This window comes from Hydrogenophaga sp., assembly GCF_030373245.1.
In the GTDB taxonomy this organism is placed as follows: Bacteria; Pseudomonadota; Gammaproteobacteria; order Burkholderiales; family Burkholderiaceae_C; genus Hydrogenophaga.
In genome coordinates this window covers 239,590-256,501 of the sequence record NZ_JAUCZF010000004.1, presented here as the reverse complement: position 1 = coordinate 256,501, position 16,912 = coordinate 239,590, and the positions used below count along the sequence as shown (strand labels likewise).

11 protein-coding genes are annotated in these 16,912 nt (G+C 66.0%); 6 read left to right on the top strand and 5 right to left on the bottom strand.

Annotated elements, in window-relative coordinates:
- Positions 1-51: 51 nt before the first annotated feature.
- Complete coding sequence (locus QUV25_RS11405) at positions 52-2,226, bottom strand: Ig-like domain-containing protein (protein ID WP_300863916.1); 2,175 nt, start codon at positions 2,224-2,226, stop codon at positions 52-54.
- Between the two features lie 202 nt (positions 2,227-2,428).
- Here QUV25_RS11405 and QUV25_RS11400 point away from each other — a divergent pair, with 202 nt between their 5' ends.
- Together QUV25_RS11400 and QUV25_RS11395 are read left to right on the top strand one after the other, a co-directional pair.
- Positions 2,429-2,692: a hypothetical protein gene (locus QUV25_RS11400; protein ID WP_300863914.1), complete on the top strand. Its 264-nt coding sequence runs from the start codon at positions 2,429-2,431 to the stop codon at positions 2,690-2,692.
- A gap of 103 nt (positions 2,693-2,795) precedes the next feature.
- Entirely contained in the window at positions 2,796-3,203 is a 408-nt protein-coding gene (locus QUV25_RS11395; protein ID WP_300863912.1) for a phage holin family protein, read from the top strand.
- 12 nt (positions 3,204-3,215) lie between these two features.
- Here QUV25_RS11395 and QUV25_RS11390 read toward each other — a convergent pair whose 3' ends face one another.
- The gene (locus QUV25_RS11390) at positions 3,216-3,569 is read right to left on the bottom strand and encodes a hypothetical protein (protein WP_300863911.1); all 354 of its coding nucleotides are present in this window, start codon (positions 3,567-3,569) and stop codon (positions 3,216-3,218) included.
- A gap of 654 nt (positions 3,570-4,223) precedes the next feature.
- Between QUV25_RS11390 and QUV25_RS11385 the strand changes: the two genes are divergently transcribed.
- Positions 4,224-4,652 (top strand): CBS domain-containing protein, encoded by a 429-nt coding sequence (locus QUV25_RS11385; RefSeq protein WP_300863909.1) that lies wholly within the window; start codon positions 4,224-4,226, stop codon positions 4,650-4,652.
- 131 nt (positions 4,653-4,783) lie between these two features.
- Here the strand turns inward: QUV25_RS11385 and QUV25_RS11380 are convergent, their stop codons facing one another.
- The 3 genes from QUV25_RS11380 to QUV25_RS11370 form a co-directional block, all read right to left on the bottom strand.
- Positions 4,784-5,743: an alpha-E domain-containing protein gene (locus QUV25_RS11380; protein ID WP_300864233.1), complete on the bottom strand. Its 960-nt coding sequence runs from the start codon at positions 5,741-5,743 to the stop codon at positions 4,784-4,786.
- A 50-nt stretch (positions 5,744-5,793) separates the two neighbouring features.
- Positions 5,794-7,239 (bottom strand): circularly permuted type 2 ATP-grasp protein, encoded by a 1,446-nt coding sequence (locus QUV25_RS11375; protein ID WP_300863907.1) that lies wholly within the window; start codon positions 7,237-7,239, stop codon positions 5,794-5,796.
- A gap of 94 nt (positions 7,240-7,333) precedes the next feature.
- Positions 7,334-9,781 (bottom strand): DNA internalization-related competence protein ComEC/Rec2, encoded by a 2,448-nt coding sequence (locus QUV25_RS11370; RefSeq protein WP_300863906.1) that lies wholly within the window; start codon positions 9,779-9,781, stop codon positions 7,334-7,336.
- A 179-nt stretch (positions 9,782-9,960) separates the two neighbouring features.
- On the opposite strand from QUV25_RS11370, the gene QUV25_RS11365 reads away from it, so the two are divergent.
- The 3 genes from QUV25_RS11365 to QUV25_RS11355 all read left to right on the top strand — a co-directional run bounded on the left by QUV25_RS11365 (position 9,961) and on the right by QUV25_RS11355 (position 16,875).
- Complete coding sequence (locus QUV25_RS11365) at positions 9,961-13,422, top strand: DUF2126 domain-containing protein (protein WP_300863905.1); 3,462 nt, start codon at positions 9,961-9,963, stop codon at positions 13,420-13,422.
- 23 nt (positions 13,423-13,445) lie between these two features.
- The gene (locus QUV25_RS11360) at positions 13,446-14,153 is read left to right on the top strand and encodes a mobilization protein (protein WP_300863903.1); all 708 of its coding nucleotides are present in this window, start codon (positions 13,446-13,448) and stop codon (positions 14,151-14,153) included.
- A 115-nt stretch (positions 14,154-14,268) separates the two neighbouring features.
- Complete coding sequence (locus tag QUV25_RS11355; protein WP_300863902.1) at positions 14,269-16,875, top strand: circularly permuted type 2 ATP-grasp protein; 2,607 nt, start codon at positions 14,269-14,271, stop codon at positions 16,873-16,875.
- The last annotated feature ends 37 nt before the right edge of the window (positions 16,876-16,912 follow it).

Sequence of the window (16,912 nt, the reverse complement as noted above, 5' to 3'; positions counted from 1 at the left end):
AGCGCGGCAAACGCCGCGCTCTTTTGCTCAGATCCGCTGGGGCACGCGCACTCAGGGCAGGTAGTTCAGCCCCTCGGGCAGCGGCAGGCTGATCGGCACCTCGAAGAACGGGTCTGCGCCATCGGGGTCGATGGTCAGCGCGCCGTTGCTGCGGAAGAACTCGGCGATCTGAGTCTGGCCCTGCACCGCGTAGCCCACGGTGGCGCCGCCGCCGATGTTGGTCAGGAAGGTGTGCGGGTTCTTGGGCACGGCGGCGTTGGCGGCCACGGCGAGGTCGTTTCGGAAGTAGGTCGTGCGGTCCTGCAGAGCGCCTGCGCGCACCAGGGCGCTGCTGCTCGGGTTGGGCACGGTGCTGTCGCCCTTGGCGAATTGCACGATCACCGGCTTGGCCGCATGACCCCGCAGCGGCTGCTTGCGGATCAGCGGCGCATACGACACCGGGTTGCCCGATTGCTGCACCCACTCGAAGCGATCCAGCACCTCGGCAATGGCCAGTGCGCCGGGCACCGCATTGACCACCGGCGGCAGGTCGCGCAGCGGCATGTTTTCGTTGAAGTTCAGGTTGAACGGCACCGGCACGCCGGGTGTGGGCGGCAAGTTGAGCAGCTGGGGCTGGCGCGTGGCCAGCGCGGCCGCGGTCAGGAACCTGAATGCGCCGAGCCGGGCCACTTCGGTGATGGAGCCGCCCGCCACGTTGGGCACGCCGGCCTGGATGTTGGGCTCCACGCCGAGCAGGATCGTGCCGTAGATGCCGCCGAACGACTGGCCTGCGTAATAAATGCGGCCGGCGTCAAGGTCGGCACCGCCGTCACCGTCCACATCCATGCCCACCTCGACCTGGCGCACCAGCTGCATGAGGTCGATCACGGTCTGGCGCAAGCCGTCGCGGCTGCCGATGGACTCGCGCGGTGGCGCGGCGTTCACGCCTTCGGTGGAGTCGATGGCGCCGTTGCCATCCTGGTCGATGCCACGACCGCCCGCGGGGATGGTCACCGGCGCACCGGCCAATGACGTGATCCGGAGCGAGCCGGCAGCGCCACCGCCATGGCCGACCACGTTGATGGACAGCGTCGCGATGCCGCGCGAGGCCATCACCGAGGCGACGGTCCAGGGGGCGCCGTACATGCTGTCGGTGAAGCCGTGGCCGAAGATCGCCACTGGCCAGCCCGAAGCCGGCTTCTCCCCGGCTGGCACGAACAGCTGGAACACGAGTTCTTTGTGCCCCTGAGCACGCGGCCAGCCCAGCAGCGAGCCCACCGGGGGAATGAACTGCGCCGAGGTCTGGTAGTCGGGCGAGGTGTAGCGGCCGTAGGCCACCTGGTCGATGGCACCGGGCACGATCTGCAGCGCGGGCGTGGGCAGGAAGGTGGTGGTGAAGCTGGGCGCGGTGGAGATCTGGCGCGTGAACTGCATGGCGGCCAGACCGGTCAGCGGGAATACGGCACGCACCGGGCCAGCGTCTGAGCTGCCGATCATGAAATCGGCGGGAGCCGGCCGGGCGTGCTTGATCTGGCGCATGACCTTGACCAGATCACTGGTGCTGGTCTGCGTGGTGAACAGCGCACCGGCCACCACCTGGGTGCGCCCGCGGATGTGGCGCAGGCCGTCGCGCAGTTCGCGCTGGTAGGCCTGGTCGTCGCGGTGGCGAAGGAAGTGGTGACCAAAGGCAAAGCGGCGGTCCCAGCGGTCGCGCACATCGTCTTGCAGGTAGTCGCTGGTCTTGATGCGTTTGCCGCGCGCATCGCGCACGCCGTTGGTCACCGCGAGCACATAGCGCGACCGCTCGGCGAGCAGCTCGTCCGGTTCAAACACCAGGGTCTTGCTGGCCGGGTCCCAGAGGATCTGGTTGATGCCCACTTTCTCGCCAAAGCCGCGCAGGGTCTGCGTGTCGCCCAGGTTGACGAGGAAAACGGTGTCGCTGTTGACGGTGGACACGTCGATGTCACCGGTGAACGGCACGGTGATGCGCGGCTGGGTGGAAAAGCCGTCGAGCGTGTTGATGACGTCGATGTCTGCGCAGTCGCTCACGCGCACCGCACAGTCGGGCTTGGGCAGGTTGACGCGGCGGTAGGTGGCGTTGGAGAAGTCCAGCACGGTGAGCCGGTTGCTCGGGAACGGGCTGGCCTGGTCGTCGAATCGCACCGAGACGCCGTCGGCCAGCGCGGCCACAGGCAGCACGGCGGCGGTCAGGGCTGCGGCCAGCCCTCGGACAAAAAATCGGCTCATGGCTTGTCTCCAGATGTGAGGCCTGTCCCGACCGGGCGGCCCTTTGTTGTGAACAATCGCACGGTGTTTTATAGGCCGATGGTGCGCAAAGCGCCAGCCCTGCTGGTGTAAACCCGCAGGGCGAATACCCCCAGAGCTGTCCCGCATCGGACAGCGACGCCGGCTGGGGACGCGACGCAGTGGCCTCTGCCACACTCACGGCATGTCAACCTCACCGCCCCCAGCCGCTGGCCCGTTCACGCTCGTGGCGGTCAACGAAGCCGTGGTGCGGGTGCTGCGGGCCGACGGCCTGCTCGTGGGCAACCTCAAGCGGGTGGGCGCGGTGTGGAAATTCAAGGCGGTCGGTTTTGACACCAATGGCGCGATCGAACCCGGCGGCGGACCGCTGACCGACCGGCACAACACGGTCTTCGCGCACCTCGACCCAGATGCGGTCAACGCCGCGCTGATGCCGGCCCGAGGCTGAACCCATGCTCTTTGCCCCGTAAGATCAGAATCAGACCGCAGGGCCTGCGCCTCGTGCGCGCCGCGTCTCGCCGACCCATCACCTGCCTTCAAGGCGTCCCTTCATGCTGGCCAATCTCACCCCGTTCCTGCTCCACTGGGGCATCACCGCCCTGTCGCTCTGGGTGGCCAGCCATCTGTTCAAGGGCATCCGTTTCAGCAGCTCGGGGGCGCTGGCGGTCGCGGCCCTGCTGCTGGGTCTGGCCAACGCGGTGGTTCGGCCCTTGCTGGTGCTGCTGACGCTGCCGCTGACGGTGCTGTCGTTTGGCGTGTTCCTGCTGGTGATCAACGCGCTGATGCTGTTGCTGGTGGCCAAGCTGGTGGAGGGCTTCAAGGTCGAAGGGTTCTGGACCGCGTTCTGGGCCAGTCTGTTCATCACCCTCCTGAGCGTGGTGCTGGGGGCTTTTGTGCTGGGTGGCACGCCGGAGTTCACCATCCAGACCAGCCCGGGAGCTGGCACCGGCTGGCTGTGAGCGACACCAACGCTAACCCCCGGGTTCGAACGTCCAGGTTTGGCGCTGGGTCTTGTCGGTGCTGAGGCAGTTGTCCTTGTCGGTGCGGAGGTACTGGTCGGCGTAGGCCTCGTTGCGGATCCACACCTCGTCGCCGCAGTGAATGGCTTCGCCCGTTCGGCCTTTGGGTTTTTCAACGATCCAGTTGGTTTTGGAGCCGTAGTCGTCCCAGTAATAGAGTTGATGCACATCGCCAAACGCGCCCAGAAAGGTGCGCGCCTTCCACTTGCCTTTCCAGACTTCCGTGGTCTTGATGCTGAGCGAAATGCCGTGGGTCAACGGCCGGTTGCCGCCATCGAGCAGAAGCGTCAGCGCCTGGTTGCCCACCTTGGCGCAGTAGTGACACGCAGCCGTTTCGGAAGCAGCGATGCAGCGGTCGTCGGCGTTGCGCAGTTTGACGCGCGCATTCTTCCTGACGACGACCGTCGAGGGTGTTGGCGCCGGTTCGTCCAGGGCCTATTCTGGGGATTCATGCGGGGAGCCGGGCGCATCAGCTCCGAGTGGGTGGTACATCTCGTGTCTCCTGCAGCGGTGGAACGTCGGGTCGAAAGAACTCCACACCACCCAAGGCCAGCAGCGAAAAACCCTGGGTGTGGACGCTGCGTCCACCTGCAGAGCCTGGATGCGCATCCACGGACGGCACGACCGCCTGGGGCGGTAGGCCAAGGGACTCGACAAAACTGCGCTGCTGCGTATGCTTAGGAACTCCAAAACCCGTTGCAGTGGAGACCTGCGGTGAATACCTTTTATTCCTTGTTGGTGCCGCCCGACGCCACCAGGCAGGCCCTGGTACACATGCGCTCATGCTCGCCCAGCTTGGGCCATCGGCATGTAGCGTTGCCCGCCCTGCACGCGGCGATGGCTGGTGATCTGATCCCATTCCCGACCATTCGAAGGTGATGAGCGAACGCATCACAATGGGGCTGAGCTGACGCTCAGCCGAACGCCACCCAACCACCCCGACCTCCAGGAGACACCGCCATGAAGTCTGTTGCCGAACTGCTCGCCGCCCGAAACTCACCGCTGTGCACGGTGTCGCCCGATGCGTCGGTGTTCGAAGCCTTGCAGATTCTGGCCAAACACGGCGTGGGTGCATTGCCGGTGGTAGAGGGCGACAAGTTGATCGGGGTCGTGTCAGAGCGTGACTACACCCGCAAGATCGCACTGGAAGGCAAGAACTCGCGGGAGGCCCGGGTGGCCGACATCATGACCCGCGAGGTCTTGGTGGTGAAACCCACCTCACGCGCCAGGGAATGCATGGCGCTGATGAGCTCAAGGAAGATTCGGCACCTGCCGGTGGTGGACGGCGATCGCCTGGTCGGCATGCTGTCCATCCGCGACATCCTCGACGCCATCATTGCCGACCAGCAGTCCACCATCGAGCAGCTGGAGAGCTACATCCACTCCTGAGCGCCAGGGGCCCGGCGCTGCTGGGTTGCATCAGAGCTGGCGGACGCAGTGGGGATGGCGATCAGGGCCTGTTCCCACCCCAGGGCGCTTGACCCTTGCACGGGCTGCGCGCCGGGCGGGGCCACTTCACATCAGTTGGTCGGCACCAGGAAGTCTTTGCTGATGCTCATACCCAGCTCGTTGACGCGGTCGAGGAACTGGGTGAGGTAGGCGTGCAGACCGGTGGCGAGGATTTCGTCGATGCGCGCGTACTGCAGTTCGGCCTTGAGCTTGCCCGCGCGTCGCTGGGTCTCACCCGACATGTCATTGGCCACGATGCCGAGGCGGTCAACCACCTCGTTGATGCAGGTGGCCATGCTGCGCGGCATGGCCGGGTTCAGCACCAGCAACTCGGCCACCTTCAGCGGCGTGATCACATCGCGGTAGACCTTGCGGTAGACCTCGAAGGCGCTCACGCTGCGCAGGATGGCACTCCACTGGTAGAAGTCGAAGTCTTCTTCCATCGCCGCTGCGTCGCTGGTGTGGTCCTGGTACGCCGCGTGGTACTTCACGTCGAGCAGGCGAGCGGTGTTGTCGGCACGCTCCAGGAAGGTACCCATGCGGTAGAAGTGGAAGGCCTCGTCGCGCAGCATGGTGCCGATGGCCACGCCGCGCGACAGGTGGGATCGGAATTTGACCCACTCGAAAAACTGGCTCGGGTCGCGCTCGAAGGCATTGCCCTTGAGCATGCGCGAGAGCTCCAGCCAGGTCTGGTTCTGGGTTTCCCAGAATTCGGTGGTGAGGGTGCCGCGCACAGCGCGTGCGTTTTCGCGGGCGCCGCGCAGGCACGAGGCGATGCTGGAAGGGTTGCGCTCGTCGCGCACCATGAAATCGAGCACGTTGGAAGCAACAATTTCGGGACCGTATTTTTCGGTGTATGCGGGCGTCAGCTCGCTGATGCGCAGCAGGCCAGCCCAGGCGGCCTGAGCTTCCTCGCTGGACTGCGGCATGAGCGAGGTGTCGTAGTTCACATCCAGCAGGCGCGCGGTGTTTTCCGCACGCTCGGTGTAGCGGGACATCCAGAAAAGATGATCGGCAGTTCTTGACAGCATCATGGTGTTTCCTATTGGGCGGAAGGCGATGGGCGGCGCGGCTGTCGCGCTCAGCGACCTTCCATGATCCAGGTGTCCTTGGTTCCACCGCCTTGCGACGAGTTGACCACCAGCGAGCCTTGCTTGAGAGCGACCCGGGTGAGGCCGCCGGGCACCATCTGCACCTCGGTACCCGAGAGCACGAAGGGGCGCAGGTCGATGTGGCGTGGCGCGATACCTTCCTTGACGTAGGTGGGGCAGGTGGACAACGACAACGTGGGCTGGCCGATGTAGCCGTCGGGTTTGGCGAGGATGGCTTTGCGGAAATCTTCGATCTCGGCCTTGGTCGAGGCGGGCCCCACCAGCATGCCGTAGCCGCCGGCGCCGTGCACTTCCTTGACGACCAGGTCCTTCAGGTTGTCCAGGATGTATTTCAACTCGTCGGGTTTGCGGCCCATGAAGGTGGGCACGTTGTTCAGAATGGGTTTTTCGCCCAGGTAGAACTCGATCATCTTGGGCACGTAGGGGTAGATCGACTTGTCGTCGGCCACGCCAGTGCCTACCGCGTTGCAGATGTTCACATTGCCGGCGCGGTAGGCTTCCATGAGGCCCGCGCAACCCAGCGTGGAGCTGGGGCGAAACACCTTGGGGTCCAGGAAGTCGTCATCGACCCGGCGGTAGATCACATCCACGCGCTGCGGGCCCTTGGTAGTGCGCATGAAGACAAAGCTGTCCTTGACGAAGAGGTCCTGCCCTTCCACCAGCTCCACGCCCATTTGCTGAGCCAGAAAGGCGTGTTCGAAGTAGGCGCTGTTGTACATGCCCGGCGTGAGCACGACCACCGTTGGCGAGCCGGCAGCCGCGGGCGGCGCCACGGCGCGCAGCGTTTCCAGCAGCAGGTCGGGGTAATGCGCCACCGGCGCCACGCGGTTCTGCCTGAACAGCTCAGGGAACAGCCGCACCATCATCTTGCGGTCTTCCAGCATGTAGCTCACGCCGCTGGGCACGCGCAGGTTGTCTTCCAGCACGAAATACTCGCCCACGCCATCAGCATTGGGCGCGCGCACCATGTCGACCCCCGAGATGTGCGCGTACACACCATTGAACAGGTCAACCCCCTTCATCTCGGGTCGGTACTGGGCGTTGTTCAGGATCTGCTCGGACGGGATGTGTCCAGCCTGGATGATCTCCTGGTCGTGGTAGATGTCGTGCAGGAAGCGGTTGAGTGCGGTCACGCGCTGCACCAGGCCCGCCTTCATGTTCCGCCACTCGTCGTTCGGGATGATGCGCGGGATCACGTCAAAGGGAATCAGCCGCTCCATGCCCGCGGCGTCTTCGTCTTTGTCGCCATACACCGCGAAGGTGATACCTACCCGCCGGAAGATGACTTCAGCCTCTTCACGCCGGTCTGCCATCACCTCGGGCGGTTGCTGGGCAAGCCAGCGTGCGTAACCTTCGTAATGGGCACGGACCTCGTCAGGCGAGGCATACATTTCGTCGAACATCGGTCGGGTCATGGGCATTTTCTCCTCCAGGCAGCATAGCAAGGTCCGCGCCAGGCCACTGCATTGATTGCCGCAAGGGTGCGGCTCTCAGCGCCCGGCGCGGCGCTCAGTCCGGGTCTGGCGCGGGTCCTTCGCGGGGCTCCCCACCGCTGAGGTTGGGCGACAGGTGGTGCCAATAGCGCCGCCCCCGCTCGCGTTCACACAGCACCCGATCGGGCTGGTGGCTGCGCCAGGTGGCGGCGCCACAGTCGGGCGAAGTGACCCAGCTCAGGTCGCGCTCCCGGTAACGCGCCAGCACCTCGGGCGCCGGGTGCCCAAAGCGGTTGCGATAGCCCGACTGCACCAGCACCCAGCGTGGCTTGAGCGTATTGAGCAGCACCGGACTGCTGGAGCTGCGGCTGCCATGGTGAGGAGCCAGCATCAGCGAGGCACGCAGGTCGGGCCGCGCCAGCGCCAGCCGGGTTTCGCGCTCGGCATCCAGGTCGCCGCTGAGCCAGGCGGCCTGTTCACCGGCGCGGATCAGCAGCGTGCACGACATGGCGTTGCTGCTGAGCAGGCCGCTGCCATCGGACCGATAGTGCTCGGGCATGGGGTGCAACACCTCGAAGTCCACCCCATCCCACTGCCAGCGCTGCCCCGCCAGGCAGCGCTGATTCGGGTCAGGGTCGTAAGACGACAGCCAGCGCGCCTGCGGCCAGGCGACCCGCACCGCATCGGCGCCGCCAGCATGATCGCTATCGCGGTGGCTGATCATCACGGCATCGGGTTGCTCACCGAGCGCGCGCAGCAGTGGCAGGATCACGCGCTGACCCGCATCGCTCTCGGGCGAATAACGGGGGCCAGCGTCAAACAGCAGGCTGTGTCCCGCGGTGCGCACCAGCACCGCGCTGCCCTGCCCGACGTCGATCGCCAGCACCTCGAATGCGCCGGGCGGTGGCCGTTGCGGGCTCCAGAACAGCGCGGGCACCATCAGCATAAGCCCCGCAGCCCGCACCACCACCGGCCAGCGCAGCACCAGCAGCACCCCGCCGAGCACCGCCGCCAGCGCCAGCGGCAGCGGCGGGATCGCCCGGTGAATCGCCGCCCACGGCCATTGCCCCAGCCACTGCAGGACAAGTCCCAGACCTTGCAAGGCCAGCGAAGCCAGATCCCACAGCGGTGGCAGCAGGACGCCGAGCATGGCCAGCGGCGTGATCAGCAAGGTCACCCAGGGAATGGCGATCAGGTTGGCCGCCAGCCCCACGACCGAGAACTGACCAAAGAGCAGCAACGCCAGAGGCGCCAGCGCCACCGTCACCACCGCCTGCTCGCGCAGCAGCCCCAGAGCGGGTCGGATCGCTCGCCGCACCGCAGACGGATCTTCTGGTGCCGGCAGGCCTGCACCGCGCCGGCCTGCATCGCTGGCGAACAAAATGCCCACCGCCACAAAACTGAGCCAGAAGCCTGGTTGCAAAAAAGCCCAGGGGTCGAGCAGCAGCACCGCACACATGGCCAGCAACCACACCAGAGGCCAGGGCCATTGGCGCGCGGACAGACGCAGCGCCACCACCACACCCAACATGAGCACGGTACGCTGCGCAGGCACACCCCAGCCGGAGAACAGCGCATAGGCTCCTGCCAGTGCGACACCGCCGACCCCAGCAGCCCAGGGCGCTGGCACCGCCAGCAGCAGACCGGGCCGAAGCAACCCCAGCCGACGCCAGCCCCAGCCGACCAGAGCCACGGCCAGCCAGGCGAACATGGTCACGTGCAAACCGGAAATGCTCATCAGGTGGGCCACACCGGTGGTGCGGAACAGGTCCCAGTCTTCGCGCTCGATGGCGCTTTGATCACCCACCACCAGGGCGGCGAGCACACCGGCGCTGCGCGGCTCGTCGACCCGCGCCTCGATGCGCTCGGCCACCCATTGACGCGCCGCCAGCACAGAAAAGCCACTCGCCTGCCCGACACGCTGGGGCTCCGGGTCGCGTGGGCCGCTGCGCACGTAACCCGTGGCGCCAATGCCCTTCTCCCACAGCCAGCGTTCGCGATCCCAGCCGTGCGGATTGCGGTTGCCATGGGGTTGCCGCAGGCGCACGGTCAGCAGCCAGGTTTCGCCCGCTCGCAGCAGCGGCGCGGAAGCAGATGCGTCGCCGCGCGCCGCGCTGAACCAGCTCAGTTGCAGGCGGCGCGGCAGCACCACCGGCTGGCCATCGAGCATGGCCGAATCCACCCGCAATTCAAAGCGCTGCCCCAACGGGGTGGTCTGGGGCAAAGAGGCAATGCGTCCATTGACGCGGATGTCGCGGCCCTCGAGCGCCGACGGCAGTGCCTGGGCAGCATGGAAAGCGGCGCGCGAGCCAGTGACACCGCTGGCACACAACATGCCGGCCAACAGCCAGACCGGTCCTGCGCGCCAGCCTGGCCGCCAGGCGGCCAGCGTCAGCAACAGCGCGCCGAGCAGGATTCCCAGCGCATACACCGGCCAGGGCCAGAGCGCCGTTTGCTGCAACTGCCCGGCCACGCCCAGCACCCAGCCCAGGGGCAGCAGCAACCAGGGTCCGCTCAGGCTCACGGCACGCGCCCGAAGCCAGGTGATCCGGCCGCTCTTCGCACCCGCGTGGCTGCGAAGTCACCGCACCCTGGCGTGAGAGTTGCTAGTATGGGGAATAGACCCCAGCGGCTTCTGCATCCCTGAGAAACCATGGTTTTTTGCTCCCCCTGTTGCTTCCTGACCCTTTGAAAGCCCCCCGCATGGCCATTCACGCTGCCCTGAGCCACATCACCCATTATCGGTACGACCGCCTGGTCGATCTGGGTCCGCAGATCGTGCGTCTGCGCCCCGCGCCGCACTGCCGCTCGAAGATCGTTTCCTATTCGCTCAAGGTGGAGCCAGCGGGGCATTTCGTCAACTGGCAGCAGGACCCGTTTGCCAACTACCAGGCCCGACTGGTCTTCCCGGAAAAGGTCAGCGAGTTCAAGGTCACGGTGGACGCGGTCTTCGAGATGGCGGTCTACAACCCGTTCGACTTTTTCCTCGAACCCGACGCCGAAGAATTTCCCTTCACCTACGCCGCGGAGCTCAAGGAAGAACTGGCGCCCTACCTCAAGCCCGACCCGGTCACACCGCTGGTGAAGGCCTACCTGGACAAGATCGACCGCACAAAACGGCGTACCGTGATTTTTCTGGTCGATCTGAACCAGATGGTCAGCCGGGACATCAAGTACCTGATCCGCATGGAGCCCGGCGTGCAGACTCCGGAAGAAACCCTGCAGCTCGCCAGCGGCTCGTGCCGCGATTCGGGCTGGCTGCTGGTGCAGCTGCTGCGCCACTGCGGTCTGGCCGCGCGCTTCGTCTCGGGCTACCTGATACAGCTGAAGTCGGACGTGAAAGCGCTCGACGGCCCCAGCGGCACCGAAGTGGACTTCACCGACCTGCACGCCTGGTGCGAGGTCTACCTGCCCGGCGCCGGCTGGGTGGGTCTGGACGCCACCTCGGGCCTGCTGGCGGGCGAGGGTCACATTCCGCTGGCCTGCACGCCACTGCCCTCGGGCGCAGCGCCCATCGAAGGTGGTGTGAGCAAGAGTGAGGTCACGTTCGAGCACCACATGGGCGTGACCCGCATCTACGAATCCCCTCGCGTGACCAAGCCCTACACAGAAGAGCAGTGGGCCGCAGTGATGGCGCTGGGCGACACCGTGGACGCCGAGCTGTTTTCGAACGATGTTCGATTGACCATGGGCGGCGAGCCCACCTTCGTGGCGGCCAGTGACCGCGACGCCGCCGAATGGAACACCGACGCCCTGGGCCCGACCAAGCGTGGCTTTGCCACCGAGCTGGTGCACAAGCTGCGGGACGAATACGGTCTAGGCGGCTTTCTGCACTTCGGACAGGGCAAGTGGTACCCGGGCGAGCAGTTGCCGCGCTGGGCCCTCAACATTTACTGGCGCGCCGATGGGGACCCGATCTGGTCCAACCCGGCGCTGTTTGTGGACGAACGCCATCCCACGCACTGCACCAGCGAAGATGCCCAGCGCTTCACGCAAACCCTGGCGCGCAGGCTTGGCATCACCGACCAGTTCATGCAGCCCGCCTACGAGGACGTCTGGTACTACCTGTGGCGTGAACGCCGACTGCCGGTGAACGTCGACCCGTTCAACTCACGACTCGATGACGAGATGGAGCGCGTTCGGCTGCGCCGCGTGTTCAGCCAGAAACTGGACTCGGTGGTGGGCTACCTGCTGCCGCTGAAACCCTCGGCATCCCAACGTCCGGGTCAAGCGCGCTGGACCACCGGCTCCTGGTTTCTGCGCGACGAACGCCTGTACCTGATGCCGGGCGACTCCCCCATGGGCCTGCGCCTGCCGCTGGATTCCCTGCCCTGGGTCAATGAAGCCGACTACCCCTATCAGGTGGAGTTGGATCCGTCGGTTCCGCGTGGACCCTTGCCACTGCACAGCGCCATCGCCGCGCGTTACGTCGCCGGCACCGACCGAGCGGCGGAGGCACCACGAAGAATGCAGACACCCACCGGCCTGGCTTCGCGCATCCCGACGCTGACCGCCAGGGCCGATGGCCAGGCCGAACCGGCCAACTTCGACCGAACGCCAGCGCTGAACGAATCGGCGCACTGGATCACCCGCACGGCGCTGTGCGTGGAGGTGCGCGACCCGCGCCGGGCAAGTGGCCCCAAAGCCGAAATGGTGGGCAAGGCGTCTGCCGTGCTGTACGTCTTCATGCCACCGCTGGAGAAGCTCGAACACTACCTCGAACTGCTGGCCGCCATCGAAGCCACGGCTGAGGAGCTCAAGATGCCGCTGGTGCTCGAAGGCTATCCGCCACCGCGCGACCCGCGCATGAAGCTGCTGCAAGTCACCCCCGACCCGGGCGTGATCGAGGTCAACATCCACCCGGTCACGCATTGGCGCGAACTGGTGAAGAACACCGAGTTTCTCTACAACGCCGCGTTTGAATCGCGCCTGTCGGCTGAGAAGTTCATGACCGATGGCCGCCACACCGGCACCGGCGGAGGCAACCACTTTGTGATGGGTGGGGCAACGCCTGCGGACAGCCCGTTCCTGCGCAAACCCGAGCTGCTGGCCAGCCTGCTGCTGTACTGGCACAACCACCCGTCGCTCAGCTACCTCTTCAGCGGCATGTTCGTCGGCCCCACCAGCCAGGCACCCCGCGTGGACGAGGCGCGCAATGACCAGCTGTATGAGCTGGAAATTGCCATTGAGCAGATCTACAAGAACCGCGAGATCTATGGCCAGACCATGCCGCCGTGGATCGTCGACCGCACGCTGCGCAACATCCTGATCGATGTCACCGGCAACACGCACCGCAGTGAGTTCTCGATCGACAAGCTGTACTCGCCCGATTCGGCCACAGGCCGCCTGGGTCTGCTGGAGCTGCGTGCTTTTGAAATGCCACCGCATCCGCACATGAGCAGCGCGCAACAATTGCTGCTGCGCGCGCTGGTCTCGCGATTCTGGAAGAGTCCGTACCAGGCGCCGGCCACCCGCTGGGGCACCGAGCTGCACGACCGCTTCATGCTGCCGACCTTCATCCAGCAGGACTTTGTCGATGTGATCGCCGACATGAATCGCGCTGGCTACGCGTTTGACGCCAGCTGGTTCGCGCCGCACTACGAGTTCCGTTTCCCCATGATCGGCTCGATCCACTCAGCCGGCATGGAGCTGACGCTGCGCAACGCGCTGGAGCCCTGGCACGTGATGGGCGAAGAAAGCGCGGCGGGTGGCAACGCCCGCTATGTGGACTCGTCGCTGGAGCGCATCGAGGTGCGCATGACCGGGATGAACCAGAGTCGTTATGTGGTGACCTGCAACGGACACGCACTGCCGCTGCAGAACACCGGCACCGTGGGCGAGTACGTCGCCAGCGTTCGCTACAAGGCGTGGAATCCGCCGAGCAGCCTGCACCCCACCATTGGCGTGCACGCACCGCTGACCTTTGACATCGTGGACACCTGGTCCAAGCACTCCATCGGCGGCTGCGAGTACCACGTGGCCCACCCGGGCGGTCTGAGCTACGAAAACCTGCCAGTCAACTCGTTTGAAGCGGAAAGCCGCCGACTGTCTCGCTTCAAGGCCATGGGCCACACACCTGGGCCGATGGTGATTCCTCCGGCCACCATCCACGTGCCCGGCAGCCGAGAGTTTCCGTTCACGCTCGACCTGCGCCACGCCACCTGAACAAACCCAACTCCAACCCAACCATGGCCACTCTCAATTTCATCGGCGGCGAAAAAGGCGGTGTCGGCAAATCGGTTGCCGCCCGCGTGCTGGCGCAGTACTTCATCGACAAGGGCCAGCCTTTCACAGGCTTCGACACCGACAGGTCCCACACCTCGTTTGCCCGCTTTTACGCCGACTACGCGTCGCCGGTCGTGGTCGACAGCTACGAGGGCCTGGACAAGGTCGCGAGTGTGTTCGAGGAGATGCCGGTCAGCGGCGTGCGTGCCAGCGTGATCGTCGATCTGGCAGCGCAGACCGCTGCTCCGCTGTCGCGCTGGATTCGCGATTCCGATCTGCTCGCGCTGCTGGCGAGCATGGGCATCACGGTGAATTTCTGGCACATGGCCGATGCCGGCCAGGACTCGGTCGACCTGCTGGATCGCCTGGTCAATACCTTTGGCCCGGGGCCCAACTACTTCGTGGTGAAGAACGAAGGCCGGGGGAGCGACTTTTCGCAACTGGAGCAATCTCCGGCGCTGAAGAAAGCCCTCGCACTGGGTGGTCGGGTCGTGACACTGGGCCAACTGCACGAAGCCAGCATGCGCAAGATCGACCGCCGCAACGCCAGCTTCTGGTCGGCCATCCACACCACCACGGGCCCCGATGCCCTGGGCATGCTGGAGCGCCAGCGGGTCAAGACCTGGCTGCGCAACACCTACGCCACCTTCGATGCCCTGCCGCTGAACTGATCCGATGGTCCGACTGCGCCTGGCGAACATGCGAATGGCCGATTTTGTGCACCATGCAACGGCGCGCCGGTTCTGAGCGGCTGCGCGCCGGACGCACCGGGCATACTTGGCCGCAGTGAAACCCGAACCCAACGACTCCCTGTTTGGCGACCTCGGCCCCGGCACGCCTGCCGACTGGGCGCTTTCGCTTTCCATGCCCGCCGACCGCGGCCACCACGACGAGCTGCGCGGGGTGGCCATCAACGGCCAGGGCGCACCGGCTGCACTCGCCACCACCTGGGCCAGCTTTTTTGAACACATCGGCGCCGACGGCTTTGCCGACCTGAATCGCCGACACGCCAACCTGCAGCGCCAGATTCGCGACAACGGCGTGACCTACAACGTCTACGCGGACGCCGACCGCGGCCTGCGCCGTCCCTGGGCGCTGGACCTGTTCCCGATGATCGTCGGCGCCGCCGACTGGGCCCATATCGAAGCCGGTGTGCTGCAGCGCACCCGCCTGCTCAACGCCATCATGGCCGACATGTACGGCCAGCGCGAGCTGCTGCAAAAAGCCATGCTGCCCGCCGCGCTGGTGCAAGGCCATCCCGGATACCTGCGCGCCATGCAGGGCGTGACGCCGCCCGGGGGCACCTGGCTGCACATTGTGGGTTTCGACCTCGCACACGGTCCCGACGGCCGCTGGTGGGTGGTGGGTCAGCGCACCCAGGCGCCATCTGGCCTGGGGTACCTGCTGGAAAACCGCATCGCGATCGCTCGCCAGTTTCCCAAGGCCTTCGCCGGCATGAAAGTGCAGCGGCTGGCCGCCAGCTACCGCGCGCTCGTCGAGGGCATCAAACAGCTCACGCCTGAGGGAGAGAACGCCCGCATCGCCCTGCTCACGCCCGGGCCCTACAACGAAACCTATTTCGAACACGCGTACCTGGCGCGCTACCTCGGCCTGACGCTGGTGGAGGGCAACGACCTCACGGTGCGCGACCAGCGCCTCTTCCTCAAGACCCTCAAGGGCCTGGAGCCGGTGCATGCCCTCATCAAGCGGCTGGACGATGAATGGCTGGACCCGCTGGAGCTGCGAGCCGACTCGACACTGGGCGTGCCAGGCTTGCTGCAGGTGCTGCGCGCGGGCAACCTGGTGCTGGCGAACGCACCGGGCTCGGCGCCGCTGGAGTCCAGCGCCCTGCTCGGCTTCCTGCCAGCCATCAGCCGGCACCTGCTGGGTGAAGAATTGCAGCTGCCCTCGCTGGCCACCTGGTGGTGCGGCGAAGACGCTGCGCTGCGCGAGGTGTTGCCGCTGCTCAAGACCAGCGTGATCAAACCCACTTACCCACGCTCAGAGCTGGACACCGCCATGGGCCAAAGCCTGAGTCCAAGGGAGCTGGACGAGTGGTCGGGCCGAATGGCGCGCCACCCGGAAGACCACACGGTGCAGGCCTGGCTGCCGCTGTCACAGACCCCGACCTGGGCCAACGACCGGCTGATGCCGCGCTCGGGCATGCTGCGCGTCTTTGCGCTGGCCGATGGCCCCAACTCCTGGCGCGTGCTGCCGGGCGGCCTGGTGCGACTGGCGCCACGCGGTCAGCTCATCGCCGCCATGCAGCGCGGCGGCAGCAGCGCCGACTGCTGGGTGCAGACCGAGGGCGCGGTGGACCACACCAGCCTGCTGCACTCGGCGCCCAGCACGCTAGCGCTGGCCAGCCAGAGCCGCACAGTGACCAGCCGCGCGGCTGAAAACCTGTTCTGGCTCGGGCGCTACACCGAACGCGCTGAGAACTCGATTCGCATCGCCCAGATCGCGCTCGATGAGCTGGGTGGCGAAGAGGCCAACTCGCCCAGCGTGCTGGCATGGCTCAGCGCCATGGCACAGGAGAATTCGCTGGTCCTGGAGGACGTGCCGTCGGCCGAACAATCGATTCGCGTGTTCACCCGCTCGCTGGTGGCCAACCTCGCGCCGACCGATCCCAAGCTGGCCGCTCAGTCGTTCAGCGTAGGCCACAACCTGCGTGCGCTCAAGGGGGCGGCGTCCCAAGTGCGCGAACGCCTGTCACAAGAGCAGTGGAAGCTGGTCGAGCGCACCGAAGCCACGTTCACGCGCGACTGCGCCGCCCTTTCTCTCGGCACCGACTATGTGAGCGCCGAGGCACGCGCGGCATTGCAGAGCGCCAGCGAACTGCTGGCGGCGATCACCGGATCGCAGACCGATCGCATGGTGCGCGACGACGGCTGGCGCCTGCTGTCCATGGGGCGCCACATCGAACGCATGATCACCCTCTCGCGGGCTCTGGTGCTGGCGATGGAACACGGCTGCGTGCACGATGCAGCCGGCTTCGAGGCGGTGGTGGCCCTGTTCGACAGCACCATCACCTTCCATGCCCAGTACCAGCAGCGCCGCGACATGGTGGCCCTGGTCGACCTCCTGGTGATGGATCGCGACAACCCTCGTTCGATCGCCTGGGTGGTGCAGACCCTGCGCGCACGCCTGGGCAAGCTCGCGATCAGCGCCGCGCCCCATGACGCCGCCCTGGCCCTCGCCCTACCCGACCCCGATACCTGGGTGCTGGCCGACCTGAGCAGCTGGCAACGCACACCCGAAGGGCAACGCAGCTGGACCGAGTTGACCAACCTGCTGGAAAGCTGCGCAGTGGCCGCCAGCGCGCTGTCGGAAGAGATCACGCACCTGCACTTCAACCACGCAGACCGGCGCAACCAGTCGCTGGGAGCCTGACCATGCCACGGCGGATCCATGCCCATCTCCAGCCCTT

What these genes read in the sequence shown, in the direction of transcription:
- QUV25_RS11405 (WP_300863916.1), bottom strand. Translation starts at nt 2,226, where the DNA reads ATGAGCCGATTTTTTGTCCGAGGGCTGGCCGCAGCCCTGACCGCCGCC.
- QUV25_RS11400 (WP_300863914.1), top strand. Translation starts at nt 2,429, where the DNA reads ATGTCAACCTCACCGCCCCCAGCCGCTGGCCCGTTCACGCTCGTGGCG.
- QUV25_RS11395 (WP_300863912.1), top strand. Translation starts at nt 2,796, where the DNA reads ATGCTGGCCAATCTCACCCCGTTCCTGCTCCACTGGGGCATCACCGCC.
- QUV25_RS11385 (WP_300863909.1), top strand. Translation starts at nt 4,224, where the DNA reads ATGAAGTCTGTTGCCGAACTGCTCGCCGCCCGAAACTCACCGCTGTGC.
- QUV25_RS11380 (WP_300864233.1), bottom strand. Translation starts at nt 5,743, where the DNA reads ATGCTGTCAAGAACTGCCGATCATCTTTTCTGGATGTCCCGCTACACC.
- QUV25_RS11375 (WP_300863907.1), bottom strand. Translation starts at nt 7,239, where the DNA reads ATGACCCGACCGATGTTCGACGAAATGTATGCCTCGCCTGACGAGGTC.
- QUV25_RS11365 (WP_300863905.1), top strand. Translation starts at nt 9,961, where the DNA reads ATGGCCATTCACGCTGCCCTGAGCCACATCACCCATTATCGGTACGAC.
- QUV25_RS11360 (WP_300863903.1), top strand. Translation starts at nt 13,446, where the DNA reads ATGGCCACTCTCAATTTCATCGGCGGCGAAAAAGGCGGTGTCGGCAAA.